Below are 16,381 nucleotides of genomic sequence, written 5' to 3'. Positions count from 1 at the left end.
CTATAACTCAATCATAAGCGGGCTCCGGTTTATTTTCCTGCGCATCGCCGAACAATGTGAAGAAGCATGTGACATTATTGTCACACGCCTGTAATTCTCTGAAAGTCGTTCTCCCGGGGAAAAGTAAGCGTAAATATACTCCCTTCTCCGGGTACGGATGCCGCATGAATGCTGATCAGCAGCGGCTCTGCCACCTGCCGGGTCAGATAGAGTCCCATTCCGGTGGCTGCACCATCCTGGCGCCCACGCGATGACGTGAAGCCTTTGTCATAGATCCGCGGAAGATCCCTGGGATCAATGCCCTGGCCGCTGTCTTCGATGGTAAGCACGGTATGACCGTCCTTTTCACCGCTCCTGATGAGGATATCGGAGACTTCGCTGTATTTCACAGCATTCGTGAGCAGCTGTCTGAGCATGAAGGCCAGCCATTTGCCGTCAGTCAGCACCTCTTCCACCTCAAGCTCCACATCAAAACCGATTCCCTTGGAGATACACCATGATTTCAGCGCCCGGATTTCCTTATTAAGAACCGGCTCCAGACTGATATTCTCAATGAACAGATCATTGCGCATAAAAGGAATCCGTTTCTGATGAAGCTGCTGGTCGAGCAGATGATGAATCCGCAGCCATTCGTACATGAGCTGTCTTTGCAGGGTTTCATCCGGCAGCCGCTCAATCATCAGCTGCATGGCGGTGAGCGGTGTTTTGACCTCATGAATCCAGGACAGCAGCTCGTCCTTCTCAGACTCCAGCAGCTGGTAGTTCATGGAGGATTCGCGTTTGTACCTGTTTGTCTGGGCGGTAACGGCCTCATGGACGATCCGCTCCAGCGGATTGCCGGGCTCAATTACAGCATGAAGGTCATAGATCTGATCCCAGGCTTCCAGGCTCCTGTAGAATCTGGTTTCTTTGGCGTATCTCAGGAATACGAACGCGAGACATAGCAGCACATTCAGCAGCACAATGTACAGTACCGGCAGCAACGGGATAGCCGCATCAACATAAGCCACGAATATAATGATGAGCTGCAGGACGGCAAGGAGCAGCAGCCAGCTCCGCTTCTCGGTTATGTATTTCCTTATCATTCTGCCGCCTCTTCGGTCGCCATATACCCCTGCCCAACTTTCGTTTCAATGAAGGCTTCAAGCCCCAGCGGTTCCAGCTTTTTGCGCAGCCGGTTTACATTTACGGTCAGGGTATTGTCACTCACGAAATGCTCATTGTCCCATAAGCTCTTAATCATCTCTTCACGGTCAACGATGCTGTCCTTGCGCTCCACTAATATTTTTAGGATCAGCATCTCATTCTTTGTCAGCAGAGCTGCTCCCTGATTGTTAGTGACCGTATTCTTCACGAATTCAATCGCTGCCCCGCGCCAGGTCTTCAGCTCAGTGCGTTCGGTGCTATAATTGTAGACCCGGCGGAGCGTGGCCTGGATTTTGGCAATCAGCACTTCGAAGTGAAACGGCTTCTGGATGAAGTCATCCGCTCCCAGCTGCATGGACATGACCATATCACTCGGATGATCGCGGGAGGAGAGGAAGATAATCGGCACATTGGAGTGAGCCCGCAGAATCCGGCACCAGTGGAATCCGTCGAACTGCGGCAGCTGAATATCAATCACCACCAGATCCGGCTTCACCTCCGTAAATTCCTGCAGAACCTTGCCGAAATTCGTGATCCCGTATACCTCATACGACCACTGGGACAGTCTTTCCTTGATCTCCCCGAACAGGGTGATGTCGTCTTCAATAAGCATAATTTTGAACAATAGAGACTCTCCTTCTGCAGTAGTGCTATTCATTAATCCAATTGGAAACTGATAAGCTGATTCGGCAAAACACTTTTGATAACCTCAGTGTTACTGGAGTACAGCGCTGTCATATACTTGTCGAAGGTTAACTTATTGTCATTGGTTAGTAGAGTAACTGTTGTATCTCTTGAAGGATTTCCGGATTTGCCCCTCAAGGTTAATAAATAAGAAAAGGGTGTTGGTTCACCGGTCTCATCAGCACTCTCAAATATATAATATTTGCCATCCTGAAGGAATAAGTCAGAATAAGAAGAAGAAATGCCCTCTTCATTATCATGAAAAGTGGCTAGCCGAACCCCCGTATTCAACCCTTGCGCAGACGCTGCAACAAACTGGTCCCATACTGCCCTGCCTGCAACCACCTCTAAATTGTGCTTAACCACATATCCGCGGGCTGCGGCATCCATCATTGTATAATCCCCGGGCAATCCGGTGAACCCTGTATAGAAACCTCTCATGTCCTGCGTCAGGGCAACTGTATGACCGGCAGCTTCTCCCGCGGTATTATTTGTAAAATCATCTGTTGCTTTACCCGTTGTATTCCCCGCTGCAGTAACCGCAGTAATATCAGCAGTCACACCAGCAGCATTATTAACGGTATTCCCCTCATTCTTGCAGCCTGCCAGCACACCCGCAGCACATATGACCACCAGAACACCTGTCATCATTTTAAGCCTCTTCATCCTCATTACTCCCCGCCGGAAATTGTAATTATTGGATAATTATACTTCACATTGATGAATTGACAAAGGCTTGGGCAAGTCTTAGAATATGAAATATATCTTGATGATCAAGATAATTGAATTCGAAGATATTTTTTCGAACCGGGAGGGCTCATGAATGGCATCACTAATCTTATACGCTACCAAATCTGGAGCTTCAGAGCAATGCGCGTTCCTGCTGGCAGAATATATTCCCGGGAGCACGTTATGCAATCTGGAGTCAGAGAAGCCGGACATTGAGAAGTATGACCACATCATTCTGGGCGCGGGTGTACGCGACGGTAAGCTCTACAAGCCAGTCCGGGATTTCATCAAAAAAAACAAACCCGCCCTGCTGGACAAGCAGATGGGCTACTATATCTGCAATGAGAAGCCCAAGAAAACCGAAGAGATTATCACAGAAAATATTCCTGAGGATCTAAGGCAGGCCTCTCTCTGTATTGAGTCTTTTGGCGGATATAAAGCCTATGCCGCTCCCGCAAAGGATGCGGATCAGCTCAAAGGAATTTTCGTGGAGAGAATCCGCACTTTTTCAGAACATTTCAAATAACCCGCTATGTCCCTCACTCATACTGTCTGCCGCTCAATCATGTTCAAATGAATCTCTTCATGGGCCCGGCCTCCGTCCACCGCCTGCAGGAAAGCCCTCCGGCCGATCTCCACCAGCGGAATCTCGAAGGTCGTGATATGCATCATCCGGGCGATCGGCTGATTGTCGAACCCTACAATGGCAAGCTGTCCCGGAACCTCAATCCCATTCTCCCGGCAAAAGGCCAGAATTCCCGCCGCCACCTGATCACTGGTAACCAGCAGTGCAGTTGGAGGGTCGTCCATCTTCAGAATCCGCTGCATAATCCATTCCCCGTCTTCCAGCTGCACACAATCGTAGAACATATAGTCATGGTTATAGGCTTCATGCCGGTTCATATAGAAGTCCCGGTAGGCCGCCTCCCTTAAATTGCTGTTGGGACTGGACTGCCTGGCCAGGCAATAGCCGATTTTGTGATGGCCTTTGCTTCTCAGATAGGTAAGCGCACGGGTGAAGCTCTGATAATGATCCATAAATATAGAAGAAACCTGATGTCCCCTGCCGTCCTCCAACACAATAATAGGGCCGTACTGCGTATACTCCTCCACCGTCTCCCAGCTGCACGTCCGCGAACAGATAATCAGCGCATCAATCTGCTTCAGCTTCAGCATCATCAGTGCATCCAGCTCCCGCTCCGCTTCATAGTTGGACTGAATCAGCACCAGCTTGTAATTATCCTTGATAGCCTCATCCGCTATTCCTTCAACGAGCATCCCGAAATACGGCCGCGTGATATAGGGAACGACCACCCCAATCAGATTCGTCCTGCCCCTGCTTAGATGTACTGCATTTATATTACGTTCATAATCGGCCGTCTCCATGGCCCGCAGAACGGCTTCCCGCTTCGCTGTGCTTACATAAGGATGACCGTTAAGAACTCGGGATACGGTTGTAACCGAGACACCGGCCAGCTTCGCGATATCTTTGATATTCGCCATAAATTCCACCTTCCCATGCTTGCTGCATACAGCCTGTACTTCTCTTAATCTTACCTCAAACCGCCGGAATGCGTTACATTCAGACCACAAATAAAGCATTTGACATGGAAGGCGTTTCATAGATTACAGTGGTTCTGTAATAGGGCGAAATCAGGGCTAAGTATTGTAAAAGAGGTGAGTAGAAGATGTACAACGAGGATGCCGGGGCTGATCCTAAGAATCACCACCGGGACTTATGGGATACGTATGAGGCTCTGGCCGGATTCATGGGTGCGCAGCTGATCGAGCACCCTTTTCCGCAGACGATAGGGTCTCTTGTTTCGCTTGAGCTGATGACCAAATTCCATACGTCATTGCTGGCAGAACGCCTGCTGCTGAATTCAGGCTTCTGCCATGAGGCTTATTGTATACTGCGCCTGATGCTTGAATACACAATTACCTTGAAATTCATTCTGCTCCTGCCTGAAGAAAGGGCCATGCGCTATTTGGATGACACCTCCGCAGCTTCCCGGCCGTTTGATTTCGACATTCCGCTGATGGCAGACGAAACCCATATGCAGGAGTGGCTACGAATCATTGAACACCCTCTTTCCGGCTGCTCCAGCCCGCTTGAAGCCGGTGATCTGCTGGCGAAATCCTGTGAGCTGACATCCCTTATGCTGGAAACCGGCCGGAATAGCTAAGAGCCGGGCAGGCAGCCCAAGAGTTCATCCTGAATACTGCCTAGCCCGGCTCAATGTTGAAGCGGTATCCTGTGCTTAGTTCAAACCTGCTGCAATTTCTTCACTGGTCCGTACCCGGCCTATTCGCGGGAAGATCGTGCTGCAGACATAATCATGTTCTTCCTTGGTGCTTGCTGTCATCGCGTCCTCTGCGAACACTTGCTGATAGCCGTGCTGATAGGCTTCTCTGGCTGTAGTATCCACGCCAATGCTGGTGGAGATGCCGCAGAGCACTATGGTCTGAATTCCGCGGCGGCGCAGCTGCAGGTCAAGATCCGTCCCGAAGAAGGCCCCCCATTGCCGTTTCGTAATTGTGTACGTATTCTTGAATTCTGCAATAGCGGGTACAATATGGTCCCAGCCTTCAGGATAACCCGCCGCTGCCGAAACGGAATCGGTCACAGGTCTGACCATATCCTTGCCGTCGAGCGTAGATACCTTGACCAGCACCACAAATGCCCCTTTCTGCGTAAAAGCATCCACCAGCTTCGCCGCATTCCCTATTACCTGAGCAGCCGTATAAGGAGCAGCCTGACGGCCTCCTCCCGCGATGCCGTTCTGCAGGTCGATCACCACTAATGCCGCCTTGGCTGCTTCAAGGGTTAGTACCGCCGTTTCATGTAAGTCTTCCATGTTCTTCCCTCCTGTTATTCTACGATTTTATTCTGCTGCTGCCAGACTGATTGCATTCAGCTTCCGGTAGACTTTGAAGTACACCAGGGCAGCATTAATCAGCAGCAAGCCGCTTGTAACTATAAATACATACCGCATGCCGAATGCCGCAGCCACTTGTCCGCCCAGCACGGAACCGCCGAACACACCCAGATAACCTGCCGACATATTGAGGCCGAACACTCTCCCGGTCAGCGCCGCAGGGGTGATCTTTTTGACCATAATGGATACCGAAGGCACCAGTCCGCCGGCCGCCAGGCCCAGCAGGAAACGCAGACCCATCAGCTCCCAGGGACTCCGGACAAAAGCCTGCGGGATAAAAATCAGTCCGGCCGCAATCAGGGCGAACAGGATTACCTTATGCGCACCGATCCGGTCCGACAGCCTGCCGAGTCTTGGCGCAGCCATAATATTGGCCAGCCCGGAAGCCGAGAAGGTAAGTCCGGCGATCAGCGCCACATGACTGGCCGTCCGGGATAGCTGGGTTACATAGACCGTCATGATCGGCTCTATCGAGTATAGGGCCACCGATAAGATGAAGAAGGTTACGAACAAGGTAATCGTTAGGCTTTTCTGCGGGACACTGCCCCATATTTCCTTCATGCGCAGCGTCTTTTTATGCTCACGGGTGAACGATTCTTTCACGAAGCCCAGCGTCAAGGCAAAGGCAATCAGCATCAGAATACCGGTCACAAAAAACGTATTCTGCACACCCAGATTCTCGGCAATAAAGCCGCCGATGGTCGGTCCCAGCAGGGAACCGGCGATATTCGCCGTGGACAAGGTGCCCAGCGCATATCCTGCATGTTCCTTATCCGTCTGCGTGGCAATGAGTGTCGTACAGGCGGTGCCGTAACCAGTGACAGCCCCCTGTAATAGACGCAGGCCGATTAAGACATATACATGTTGCGCAAACCCCATACACCCGATAATCAGCGCCATCCCGAGACTCGCCCGCAGCAGCATCGGCTTGCGCCCTACCTTGTCGGCAGCCATTCCCCAGATGGGTGAGAAGATGGCAGATATGATATAGGTGATGCCAAAGGCTAACCCTGACAGCTGTGCAACAGAGTCTGCATTATCTACTCCCAGCTGCTGAATATAGAGCGGAAGGACCGGCGCAAGCTGGCTCATTCCCACACCTGTCACGAACATGCCGAACCAGCATACGATCAGATTTCTTTTCCATACCGGCATGACAACAAGCCTTCCTTCTGTTATGAATCCACTATTGTGTATGCGCACTTCACAATAACATCCTCATATTATCAGCCGGAACGGCTCCACACCATGCATTATTTTAAACTACATGGACATTTTTGCTGTAGAATTCGGAAGGGCTGATGCCTTCAATCCGTTTGAATATCCGGCTGAAGTAGAATTCATCCGCGTACCCGAGCTCCCCGGCGATCTCTTTCACTTTTTTGCCGCTGCCTTCGAGGATCAGCTCCTTGGCCTTATCCATTTTGATTCTGCTGAAGAACTCTATAGGCGAATAGCCGGTAATCTCCTTGAACGCCCTGGACAAATACGCAGGTGACAGCTGTACCAGGCCGGCCAATTCCGGCAAGGTGACTCTGGTGCTGATATGCTCCTGCATATACCCGATGACCTTTTCAACCTTCAGGGAGGTGGAGAAATTCTGGTCATGCCGCTTGTTGTTCTGGTAAATCGCTATCAGCAGCTGCTGCAGTGCTGTCTTCGCGGTAAATTCATAACCCGGCAGCTTGGCACTCCAGCCTTCCACCAGTTTACTGAAGATCTCTTCAATCTGATAATAATCCTTCAAGTCCTGTGCAGTGTGCAGCGGGAACATCTCCGGCTCTTCTCCCAGAGTCCACCTTCCCTCCATCAGATTCACCTGCGCATAACTGAAATGTACAGCCAGGAAGCAGAGCGGGTCCTCAAGATCAAACTCCATCGAATGAAATACACCGGGCCGGATATAGAACAGCATCCCTGCCTTGAACTGATGTTTCTTATGATCCACCGTCACACTGCCTTGTCCCCCAATGACCAGGATCAGCTCATGATGCTCGAGAGTACGGGCGATTCGGGTTGAATATTTCCGGGTATCCTTGAATCTTCTGAAGTTACAGTAATGGATATGGAAAAAAAGATTGTTGATGTTCACGTTTCCCTCCGTATGTCCGTACAAGATGTATTGAAAGTAATGGCTACCCTCAAACCATTCGCTTCACTCGCAATAATTCCTTTATAGTACTCCCCTTGTATGTTGTATAGCAAAAAGCAGCGCCTCCCGCTGACAGGAGCTGCGCTGCTAGTATCATTCCCCCGCTGACCGGCTTCTACTGATGGTTCAGCACAGCCTTATGACAGGATCGTTGGTCTGATCACAATCTCATTCACGCTGGTATCCTCAGGTTCATCAATCGCGTAAGCAATCGCTCTGGCAATACTGTAAGGCGATATAGCCATGCTGTTCATCTGGCCCGCTATCGCCCTGATCTCCGGACTGCTGATCGTGTGGGTCAGCTCTGTGTCCGTCATCCCCGGCGAGATAATGGTCGAACGGATATGGGAGGCGGCTGATTCTTCCTGGCGCAGCCCTTCAGAGATGGCCCGGACAGCATATTTGGTCGCGCTGTAGACTGCAGATGAAGGACTCACGTTATAACCCGCAACCGAGGACAGGTTGATGATATGTCCTGACTGCTGCTCCCTCATGACCGGCAGGACCGCAGCAATGCCATACAGCACGCCTTTGATATTGACATCAATCATCTGATTCCATTCTTGTACCTTCAGCTCCTGGAGCATGGATGCGGGCATTACCCCGGCGTTGTTCACCAGTACATCAATCCGCCCGTATTGCTGGAGGGCAAACCCTGCCAGCCTCTCCATCTCCTCCGCAGAAGTTACATCGGTCTGCAGATACACCGCATCGCCACCTTCCTGGACAATCTCTCTGGCGAGTACCTGCAGACGGTCTGTTCTTCTGGCTGCCAGGACTAGCTTTGCGCCTTTCTGAGCCAGCAGCCGGGCTGCAGCTTCACCTATTCCGCTTGAAGCTCCCGTAATGATGATTACTTTGGATTGTTTCTTTTCCAATTCTGACCTCTCCTTTATTCAACTTGTGTTGATTATCTAACTAGTGTTGATTATTATTATATAGAGAAGAGATGGCAATTCAATCGCTAATGTAAGCGGAAATGTCCTATATGCAACAAGTGCAGGCTATGTGTTCATTAACTGAAGGAGGTTCATCATCATGGGTACCGGAATCAAGACAGACAGACGGATTCTGAGAACAAGAGAGGCGATTAACAGAGCCTTTCTGGAGCTTTTTGGGGAGAAGGAGCTGGAACAAATCACGATCAACGATATCGCGGAACGGGCGAATGTAAACCGGGGAACCGTCTATCTGCACTACACCGACAAATATGACCTGCTCAACAGATGCATTGAGGACCACCTGGGCAAAATGTTCCTATCCTGCAATATGACCCGCACTCCGGACGGAGATGTTGGACTCATCAGTGAAATGAAGCCGGTATTTCTCTATTTCGAACAGAACTTCCTGTTCTTCTCCGCTATGCTTGCCAACCAGAGAACCACAATCTTCCGTGAACGCCTGCTGGAGATTGTCTCGGCGAATGTAATTCGTAAGCTGGAGATGGAGAAATCTGTTCCTGAAGGGATGGATGAACAGCTGATTGCCCATTTCATGGCCTCCTCCTTCGTGGGCACAGTGGAGTGGTGGATTCAGAAACGGATGCCGCATCCCCCCGAAGAGATGGCGCAGCAGGTGCGGAGCTTGTTTGAGGGTAACACAATGTATAGGGGACACCAATAATCCCGCCTCCTTCCACTTGGGAAAGATGCGGGATTCGCAGCCGGGGACCAGGGCCTCCGGGTTAATCAATATGTACGCTGAATTAGACTAACTTATTCAGTTCAGTCAATAATGCCTGTTTCAGTTCTGCCAGCCTTTCCTCACTTGGTTTGCAGCTGTCTGCGTACATCGTTTCTCTGGGTGTCCACCAGACGGGATGTGCCGGATTCGGTTCCGTTAGCTGTCTCGGGAAAATATGCCAGTGCATATGCGAATCGCCGTTTCCCAGCAGCTCATAATTTAATTTGTGCGGCTTGAATGCCTTATACACCGCTTCTGCTGCGATGCTCATTTCGACCAGAAATTTCTGTTTGTAGCCGCTGCCCAGTTCATGCAGTTCGCGTTTATGTTCCTTACCCAGAAATAAAGTGTAGCCTTCGAAATATTGATGGTCTCCAAGCACCACACACCCTGTCTCGAGCTCGGCTACAAAGTACTTATTTGTGCCTTCTTTGATCATATTAATGCGGCTGCAAATCAAACATTCTTCCATATTGTGAAACCTCCCATTAGATAAGTAAAACTGTCCATTATCACCACTTGTGTAAGCTGAACTTAAAAATGATGGCCAGCCGATAGACACTTCTTCCTGAGCCGGGTTTAGTCCATGCAACAAGTCAGATTCTTAAGTTGACTCTATATAGCAATAATTATTTATGAAATGCCCCTAAATAATAACATTACAGATGTCGATAATATTAAAGTAATATAAATTCCTTAGAAAGGAAAATAAATATATTATTGAGATTTTAATACATAGGTCAAATATCATATAGTGAGTAGGAGGAATTATTTAGTATGAATATTACAAAAAAAGTATTTATCTCTTCCATTTTGGCTACCGGATTGTTATGCGGGGCTGTAGGGGTTTACGCTGCAGACGGGGTTTCGTTAGTACAAGCTTACCTTAATAGTACTATTAAGTTTACTGTGAATGGCGTTTCGTGGACTCCTAAAGATGCTAGTGGAAATAAACTCTCTCCTCTAGTATACAATGGTTCAACCTACCTTCCCGCCAAGGCAGTCGGTGAAGCAATGAATGCATCCGTTCTTTGGAATGCCGGTACTAAAACCGTTGCCATTACAACTACAGGAAGTGCCAGCGCCGGAGAACCTTATAATGATTCATCATCAGCTACGACTACACCAGTCACTAACGTACCAGTAACAACTGCTCCAGCAGCTACCGCCCCTGCCTCTCAGTCAAGCAGCCTTCCAAGTGGACTGCTCACCCTGCCTTATAATCATGATCTCACTGCAGTAGGCGAAAATAACAAATCGGTAGCATTAGCTTTTATCCAAGCTTACGGAAATGCCTTAACTTCCGGATCCAACTCAAGCTATAATGCTTTAATCGATAAATATGTGATTGACGATTTAAATGACTACGACATGGGCTACAAAAAAACATCGAAGGACAATGCAGCTAAATCGATTTCCGGGGTAGTAAAATTGAATGATAGTGGAGTTATTACGAAATATGCGGGTATTTTAAAAAGTGCCACACTTAGTGATGTGAAATTAGACACAACCTGGTCTGAAAAATATTCAACCTCTACTACATTGTGCTACAAAGTAGAATTACCCGGCTTCTTCATATCTTCATTCAGTGTCTTTTTTGAATTTGATATGGATAAAGAAACGAACACTTATTATCTTGTAGCAGTCAATATCTAAACTTCCAAATGAATGGAAGGTGTGCGGGCCCATGATGGCTTGCACACCTTTTTTGGATATATCCAAAAGAAATAGATACTTCTCAAAAGTTTGGAAGGATGCCGCACCAAATGAATGTCTAAATAGCTCGCTCTTATTCGCTGACAACGATGAACTGGCGATTCTTCCATTCGAAATCCGGCTCCGCCTGGAACCCGGAGAGGCTGATCTGCCGGTTAAGCTCCTTGCGGGGCAGCTCCCCGAATCGTCCTGTATCATCTGCAAAGCAGGAATACAGCTCGAATTGCTCACCAGGAAGCAGGTTATCCTGCAGATAACGGAATAACTCCGCAACGCATTTCCTGCCTGTTACAGCAGCACCGGGATAGGGTTCAGCCATTTCGGAGATCATTTGGAAGCTTCCCCCTTCAGGATTCACCTGATAAACCAGAGGTTTCTTGAACAGATGCGACGAATCCTCCTGTGTCAGCGGTCCGGAAACATACAGACCGGCAGCATCCTCCGCCGTCTCAAAGACCTCAATCATTTTCCCTTCCAGCGTACCGCTCTCCCTCATACCCTTCACTGGAAATTTGTCCAGGGCAGCAGGATCATTCTGCATCAAGTAATCCTTGAGCTTCATCATGGTCCCCCGCTGTCCGAAGGAGCCGGCAGGAAGCTCACGGTCAGCGGCAATATAATAAAATAAAGTCATCCGTGTTCTCCCCCTCTTTAACGCAAGCCGCCAAGTTTGCTCTGACTAATATACCGGAGTTCCGGACTACAATGCCTCTCGCGCGGGCAGCTGCAATAATGTACTATAGCCATTTCCCTGCCGGGTGTATATTCATGTGACTACTTCACCTGGAGGTCATCATGAATATCGTTTCTTTTATCATCTATTGTATTGTGGTAACCTTCACACCCGGCCCTACCAATATAGTGATTCTATCTTCCGTGCAGCATCACGGGGCCAGAAAAACAATGGGATACGTCGGCGGAGCCACACTGGCGTTTGGACTGCTGCTTGCCGCCTCCGCCCTGCTGAACCGCATGCTTGCGGACATCATCCCGCATATTCTCGGCGTTATGCAGATCATCGGCAGCCTGTACATGCTCTACCTGGCTTACCAGGTCTACACTATGGGCCGTACAGAGGAGAATCCCCGGCAATCCTCCGGATTTGTCTCCGGTCTGGTGACGCAATTCGCCAATCCGAAGGTGCTGCTGTTCACGCTGACCGTTATCCCGGGTTACGTTATGCCTTATTATAGTTCACCCGCAGCAGCCTTCATCTTCGTTATGGTAATTACTGTAATAGGTTTTCTCGCATTCACTACCTGGGTCGTATTCGGCTCCATATTCAAGAGCTTTCTGCAGCGGCATCAGCGGGTGATGAATAGTATCATGGCACTTTTTCTAGTATACTCTGCTGTAATGGTATCCGGAATTTTATAGAGGACGGTGATTAAGGTGGAACAATTCAATTATAGAAAGTCTGCAGAGATTCTCGCCTTATCGGCCAGCATGACGGATTTCACTTACAAAAAGCATTGTCACGAAGAATATGCCCTGGGCGTAACACTGCGCGGAATCCAGCAATACCATCTGGCCGGCAGCCTGCACTCCTCCCATCCGGGCGGTGTCATGTTGTTTAACCCCGAACAGTATCACGACGGCAATTCCTATGATAGAGAAGGTATTGATTATGTCATGCTCTATATCAAGCCGGCCATGTTTGCAGAGATTCTGGGCAAGCAGGAACTGCGGTTCACCTCGCCTATCGTCTATGACAAGGAGCTGGCGCAATCTATCTGTTCCTTGAATCAAGCGGTCCAGAATGGCGCTGACAGCGCACTTTGCAGTGAACTGCTGCTTCAGCTGGCCCATCTGGCCGCCCACACCGAAATCGAAGCCGCCATGCGGACCGATAGTGCCTTTGTTCAGCAGGCCAAGGAAATGATGTACTACAGCCTCGGCCAAGTACTTAAGCTTGATCACATCTCACAGGAGTTAGGCCTGTCCAAATACCAGTTCATCCGCGAGTTCAAATCACATACAGGCATCTCCCCTTACCAATTCTTCCTGAACTGCAAGGTTGAGCATGCGAGACAATCGATCGAAAAGACCAAAGATGTCTATTTCGCAGTAGCGGAATGCGGCTTCACAGACCTGACTCACCTGAACCGGCATTTCAAAAGTGTCTTTGGCCTTACAGCCTATGAATACATGTCCCAGCTGGCTTAATCCATATTCTTCTGCGCCCGCATAGCACTGTACCCTTGTGCACTTCTTATGTTACGGAATCCGCTCTGTTACTCTGCCGCCAGCACCTTCTCAAGCTGCTCCAGCACCATCGGCCACGCCTGCTCATGCTGGTCCCTGGACTCCTCATCCGGGAAACCGGCATGCGTCAAGCGAAGCAGGGTATCAGTACCCCGAGTCTCTAATTCAACCCGTACCACGGTTTCCGCCCCCTTCGTCCCTCCTGCACCGGTAACCCAGGTCATTTCCACCAGGCGGTCCTGCTCCAGACTCAGGAATCGCCCGTAATGCGGATAACGCTGGCCTTCATGACGTGCCTCGAAGAAGAACGGAGTATTCACGCTTCCCTCCATGGACACCGTTCCCGGCGCTGCAAACCAGCGGTCAAACTGCTTTGTCCAAGCCTTGTACAGGTCTTCTGGTGAGGCTGACAACAGGCGTTCCACACTCAGGTTATACGGCCTGGATGAAAGATCAGGTGCATTTACGGCCATAGCCATTGTAATCATCCCTCCCTATTCGATGTCTAGTTCTACAAAACGGTTTGTTAAGGCATTCAAATAATACAGTTTATTATCCACGATGTGGATATATAAAGTCTTGTCATCACTCAGCTTCTCACTGGTATAATCGGTTAGATTGAGCCGGTACAGCTTCTTGCTGTACTCTGAGTAATTGCTGAAGTACAGATAGTTTCCGCTCAGATTAATCTCTTTGCCATTCAGACCGGAAATTCGGGTTAATCCGCTTCCATCCAAGTTCATAGTATATAAATTCTCTTTGAAATTGAAGTACATAATATCGTCTTTCATCACTATATTAGTGATGTATCCGCCATCCAGCAGCTTCTTTTTGTGGCTGCCGTTCAGATCCATAACAAACAGCTTACTGAAGTCAATCGTATAGTAGATCTTTCCGCCATACACCGCCAGGCTGGATACCCCGTACTGTTCAAGCACCGTTCTGGAGCTGCCGTCGGTCTTCATCCGGTAGAGCGGCTTGTTCATCGAAGAGTTTCCCTGCGTGAAGTAGATCCAATCATCAGCAACCGTCACCAGGTTCTTCCCGATGGCAAAATCTCTAAGCATCGTCCGGTCCGAGCCGTCCGTATTCATGCTGAACAGCTTGTTGTTGTCGCCCGTATAATACAGCTTTCCGTCTACAAGATTAATATAAGCCGCATATTCGTCATCGCTGAGCTTCTGAAGTTCAGTACCCTCCTTCTTCTGTTTATAGAGCCTCCCCGAGTCTTGCGGATTATTGAAATATACCCATTCATTGTCTGTAGCGTACAAGCCTCCATTGTTCAGATTGCCCACCGAATTCCCGGTTATACCAGGACCGACGGGTTGTACGGATTCTTCCTGCTTGATTGCTACCTGCCCGTTGGCATAGGTGACCGTTGCATCAAAAACCTCAGAAAGCACCCGGAGCGGCACCAGCATTCTTCCATTCACCAGTCTCGGAGCCGCGGCCAGCGTGAACGGCTGCTGATTCTTATAGGCTGCGGTCGAGCCCGCCGTTAGACTCAGCGTAATGGTTCCTTTGGAGATTATGATTGCTTTATTATTCCCCGGAACAATCATCCCGCCCAGCTCATCCGCCACGAAGCGGAGGGGAACATATACCGTACCCTGATCATTCACTGGCTGCACATCAAAATTCACCAGCTTCCCATTGACTGTAACCGTAACCCCCGGCTGATCCGCCGAAGCTGCGAAGCCTGTCCCCGCCCCCGTTAAACTCAGCAGCAGAGGGGCAATAACGAACCATTTTCTCAATGAACACACCTCTTTGAACTCAATTTCTGAACAAACAACTCCTATGTATTCTACACCCTTCTTCTTCATTCTTCCATAATATCAAAGGATCACCATCCTGAAGATCAGCTTCCGCACACAATCTTCACTTTACAATTTCTTGTATATGGTTTATTTTAACATTAAGTATTCACTGAATGTTGTTGTATGTAAGTTAACATTCAGTATTCAAAATAATTAACTGGAGGACATGATGAACCATTCTTTGCAGGAGACATTACTGAAGAATATCCGCTTTGCTTACAATGAAGCAGTCGAACTTGTGATTTCCATGGGAATGCTTGCTTGTGAGGACCAGATCTCAGATTTGGCAGATGATTATAAAATCGAAGCAGATGAGCTGCTTGGAGCCTATCTTGATGATGCGCGCAAGCGGTTATCCCCCTTCTTTACCCGTGAGCTGCTGTTTTTTTTCCGTTATGACTTGCTTCATAATGCACTTGATTTCCCGTTGTATGAATCCATCTTCACTCATCGGGAAGTGCTAACTGCAGAGGCGTTGATTAACCGGCTGGATAACAGCCCTGCGGAGCATATCGTTGCAGAGATGGTCTACGGCGTCTACAACGATAACCTGGAAGCGCTACTCCAGGGCAACGACTGGGAGCTGGTCAAGAAGGATCTGAAGAAGCTCTCTGAACTGGTGACTGCAACAAAACCGCAGCCCGAGGTTGCTGAAGCCCATGCGCCGCTGCTTGAATGTCTCGCTAATCCGCAAGAGACCAAGCTGCGCTACCTGCAGCTATTGCGTCAATTCAATCAGGATGTCTTCATTCACTGGAAAGACCGGATCCGTGAGCTTTCTGAGCAGGCTTCCCGCAGGTATGAGGCTCAATTCCGCAGCAACCCTGAGGTTTTCATTCGTGAAATCCACAATAATGAACCTTCGCTGTTTGACTTCCCCGTCACCTTCCATGTCAGCTTTGTTTTCCAGGTGGCAAATGGCTTTTACAATTTCCACACCGATGCCGGGAAGGTCGGCTGGGTCATCTTCGGCATTAATAATGAACGGGTGCACGGCCCCGCCGCTGACCGGGAGAAAACCGAACTGTTTCTCAAAGCCTTATCGGATAAACGGCGGCTGGATTTCCTGCTGTTACTCAAGCAGCGTCCGCATTACGGCCAAGAGATTGCTGCAGCGCTAGGCATTACACCGGCTGCTGTGAAGTATCATTCCAACTTCCTGTTCTTTCTGGATCTGCTCGATGTCGAGCGGGTGGATCACCGGCTGTATTACGTGCTTAGAACCGATACTTTGCGCAATCTGCTGGCCTTGATGGCTAAAGTTATGCTGGACAAAGATCAATTCATGAGTTGATAACTGGAGG

19 protein-coding genes are annotated in these 16,381 nt (G+C 49.2%); 7 read left to right on the top strand and 12 right to left on the bottom strand.

Features of this window, described 5'->3' with window-relative positions; genetic code table 11:
- Nucleotides 1-80: 80 nt before the first annotated feature.
- From MHI42_RS34280 to MHI42_RS34270, 3 genes are read right to left on the bottom strand one after another with little or no spacing between them, the layout of a single operon-like run.
- Complete coding sequence (locus MHI42_RS34280) at nt 81-1,085, bottom strand: sensor histidine kinase (RefSeq protein WP_342422074.1); 1,005 nt, start codon at nt 1,083-1,085, stop codon at nt 81-83.
- Nucleotides 1,082-1,771, bottom strand: a complete 690-nt coding sequence (locus tag MHI42_RS34275; RefSeq protein ID WP_342422073.1) for a response regulator — start codon at nt 1,769-1,771, stop codon at nt 1,082-1,084. The genes MHI42_RS34280 and MHI42_RS34275 overlap by 4 nt, the downstream gene beginning before the upstream one ends.
- A 32-nt stretch (nt 1,772-1,803) precedes the next feature.
- Complete coding sequence (locus tag MHI42_RS34270) at nt 1,804-2,496, bottom strand: hypothetical protein (RefSeq protein WP_342422072.1); 693 nt, start codon at nt 2,494-2,496, stop codon at nt 1,804-1,806.
- 157 nt (nt 2,497-2,653) lie between these two features.
- Here MHI42_RS34270 and MHI42_RS34265 point away from each other — a divergent pair, with 157 nt between their 5' ends.
- On the top strand, nt 2,654-3,085 hold the full coding sequence (locus tag MHI42_RS34265) for a flavodoxin domain-containing protein (protein ID WP_342422071.1): 432 nt from the start codon (nt 2,654-2,656) through the stop codon (nt 3,083-3,085).
- A gap of 17 nt (nt 3,086-3,102) precedes the next feature.
- Here the strand turns inward: MHI42_RS34265 and MHI42_RS34260 are convergent, their stop codons facing one another.
- On the bottom strand, nt 3,103-4,062 hold the full coding sequence (locus tag MHI42_RS34260; protein WP_342422070.1) for a LacI family DNA-binding transcriptional regulator: 960 nt from the start codon (nt 4,060-4,062) through the stop codon (nt 3,103-3,105).
- 185 nt (nt 4,063-4,247) lie between these two features.
- Here MHI42_RS34260 and MHI42_RS34255 point away from each other — a divergent pair, with 185 nt between their 5' ends.
- A complete protein-coding gene (locus MHI42_RS34255) occupies nt 4,248-4,745 on the top strand; it encodes a hypothetical protein (RefSeq protein WP_342422069.1) in 498 nt (165 codons plus the stop codon).
- Nucleotides 4,746-4,820: 75 nt separating this feature from the next.
- On the opposite strand, the gene MHI42_RS34250 is transcribed toward MHI42_RS34255, so the two are convergent.
- The 4 genes from MHI42_RS34250 to MHI42_RS34235 all read right to left on the bottom strand — a co-directional run bounded on the left by MHI42_RS34250 (nt 4,821) and on the right by MHI42_RS34235 (nt 8,528).
- Nucleotides 4,821-5,417: a hydrolase gene (locus MHI42_RS34250; RefSeq protein ID WP_342422068.1), complete on the bottom strand. Its 597-nt coding sequence runs from the start codon at nt 5,415-5,417 to the stop codon at nt 4,821-4,823.
- 27 nt (nt 5,418-5,444) lie between these two features.
- Nucleotides 5,445-6,653 (bottom strand): multidrug efflux MFS transporter, encoded by a 1,209-nt coding sequence (locus MHI42_RS34245; protein ID WP_342422067.1) that lies wholly within the window; start codon nt 6,651-6,653, stop codon nt 5,445-5,447.
- 103 nt (nt 6,654-6,756) lie between these two features.
- The gene (locus tag MHI42_RS34240; protein WP_342422066.1) at nt 6,757-7,590 is read right to left on the bottom strand and encodes an AraC family transcriptional regulator; all 834 of its coding nucleotides are present in this window, start codon (nt 7,588-7,590) and stop codon (nt 6,757-6,759) included.
- Nucleotides 7,591-7,787: 197 nt separating this feature from the next.
- Nucleotides 7,788-8,528, bottom strand: a complete 741-nt coding sequence (locus MHI42_RS34235) for an SDR family oxidoreductase (RefSeq protein ID WP_342422065.1) — start codon at nt 8,526-8,528, stop codon at nt 7,788-7,790.
- Between the two features lie 160 nt (nt 8,529-8,688).
- Between MHI42_RS34235 and MHI42_RS34230 the strand changes: the two genes are divergently transcribed.
- The gene (locus MHI42_RS34230; RefSeq protein WP_342422064.1) at nt 8,689-9,273 is read left to right on the top strand and encodes a TetR/AcrR family transcriptional regulator; all 585 of its coding nucleotides are present in this window, start codon (nt 8,689-8,691) and stop codon (nt 9,271-9,273) included.
- Nucleotides 9,274-9,355: 82 nt separating this feature from the next.
- Here the strand turns inward: MHI42_RS34230 and MHI42_RS34225 are convergent, their stop codons facing one another.
- Nucleotides 9,356-9,805: an HIT family protein gene (locus MHI42_RS34225; RefSeq protein ID WP_342422063.1), complete on the bottom strand. Its 450-nt coding sequence runs from the start codon at nt 9,803-9,805 to the stop codon at nt 9,356-9,358.
- 305 nt (nt 9,806-10,110) lie between these two features.
- On the opposite strand from MHI42_RS34225, the gene MHI42_RS34220 reads away from it, so the two are divergent.
- Nucleotides 10,111-10,989 carry a stalk domain-containing protein gene (locus MHI42_RS34220; protein ID WP_076243264.1) on the top strand — a complete coding sequence of 293 codons (879 nt, stop codon included), beginning with the start codon at nt 10,111-10,113 and terminating at the stop codon, nt 10,987-10,989.
- Between the two features lie 133 nt (nt 10,990-11,122).
- On the opposite strand, the gene MHI42_RS34215 is transcribed toward MHI42_RS34220, so the two are convergent.
- Complete coding sequence (locus MHI42_RS34215; RefSeq protein WP_342422062.1) at nt 11,123-11,683, bottom strand: hypothetical protein; 561 nt, start codon at nt 11,681-11,683, stop codon at nt 11,123-11,125.
- 161 nt (nt 11,684-11,844) lie between these two features.
- Here MHI42_RS34215 and MHI42_RS34210 point away from each other — a divergent pair, with 161 nt between their 5' ends.
- Together MHI42_RS34210 and MHI42_RS34205 are read left to right on the top strand one after the other, a co-directional pair.
- Nucleotides 11,845-12,426, top strand: coding sequence for a LysE family transporter (locus MHI42_RS34210; protein WP_340986460.1), 582 nt, complete (start codon nt 11,845-11,847; stop codon nt 12,424-12,426).
- 15 nt (nt 12,427-12,441) lie between these two features.
- Nucleotides 12,442-13,215, top strand: coding sequence for an AraC family transcriptional regulator (locus MHI42_RS34205; RefSeq protein WP_042141316.1), 774 nt, complete (start codon nt 12,442-12,444; stop codon nt 13,213-13,215).
- Between the two features lie 68 nt (nt 13,216-13,283).
- On the opposite strand, the gene MHI42_RS34200 is transcribed toward MHI42_RS34205, so the two are convergent.
- Nucleotides 13,284-13,733: an SRPBCC domain-containing protein gene (locus MHI42_RS34200; protein WP_340986459.1), complete on the bottom strand. Its 450-nt coding sequence runs from the start codon at nt 13,731-13,733 to the stop codon at nt 13,284-13,286.
- Between the two features lie 15 nt (nt 13,734-13,748).
- Complete coding sequence (locus tag MHI42_RS34195) at nt 13,749-15,014, bottom strand: DUF5050 domain-containing protein (protein ID WP_342422061.1); 1,266 nt, start codon at nt 15,012-15,014, stop codon at nt 13,749-13,751.
- Nucleotides 15,015-15,258: 244 nt separating this feature from the next.
- On the opposite strand from MHI42_RS34195, the gene MHI42_RS34190 reads away from it, so the two are divergent.
- A complete protein-coding gene (locus MHI42_RS34190; RefSeq protein WP_342422060.1) occupies nt 15,259-16,371 on the top strand; it encodes a hypothetical protein in 1,113 nt (370 codons plus the stop codon).
- Nucleotides 16,372-16,381: the final 10 nt, after the last annotated feature.

It is taken from the genome of Paenibacillus sp. FSL E2-0178, assembly GCF_038593005.1.
In the GTDB taxonomy this organism is placed as follows: domain Bacteria; phylum Bacillota; class Bacilli; order Paenibacillales; family Paenibacillaceae; genus Paenibacillus_AQ; species Paenibacillus_AQ phytohabitans.
The sequence above is the reverse complement of the archived record's forward strand: the minus strand, read 5'-3'. Positions and strand labels throughout refer to the sequence as shown.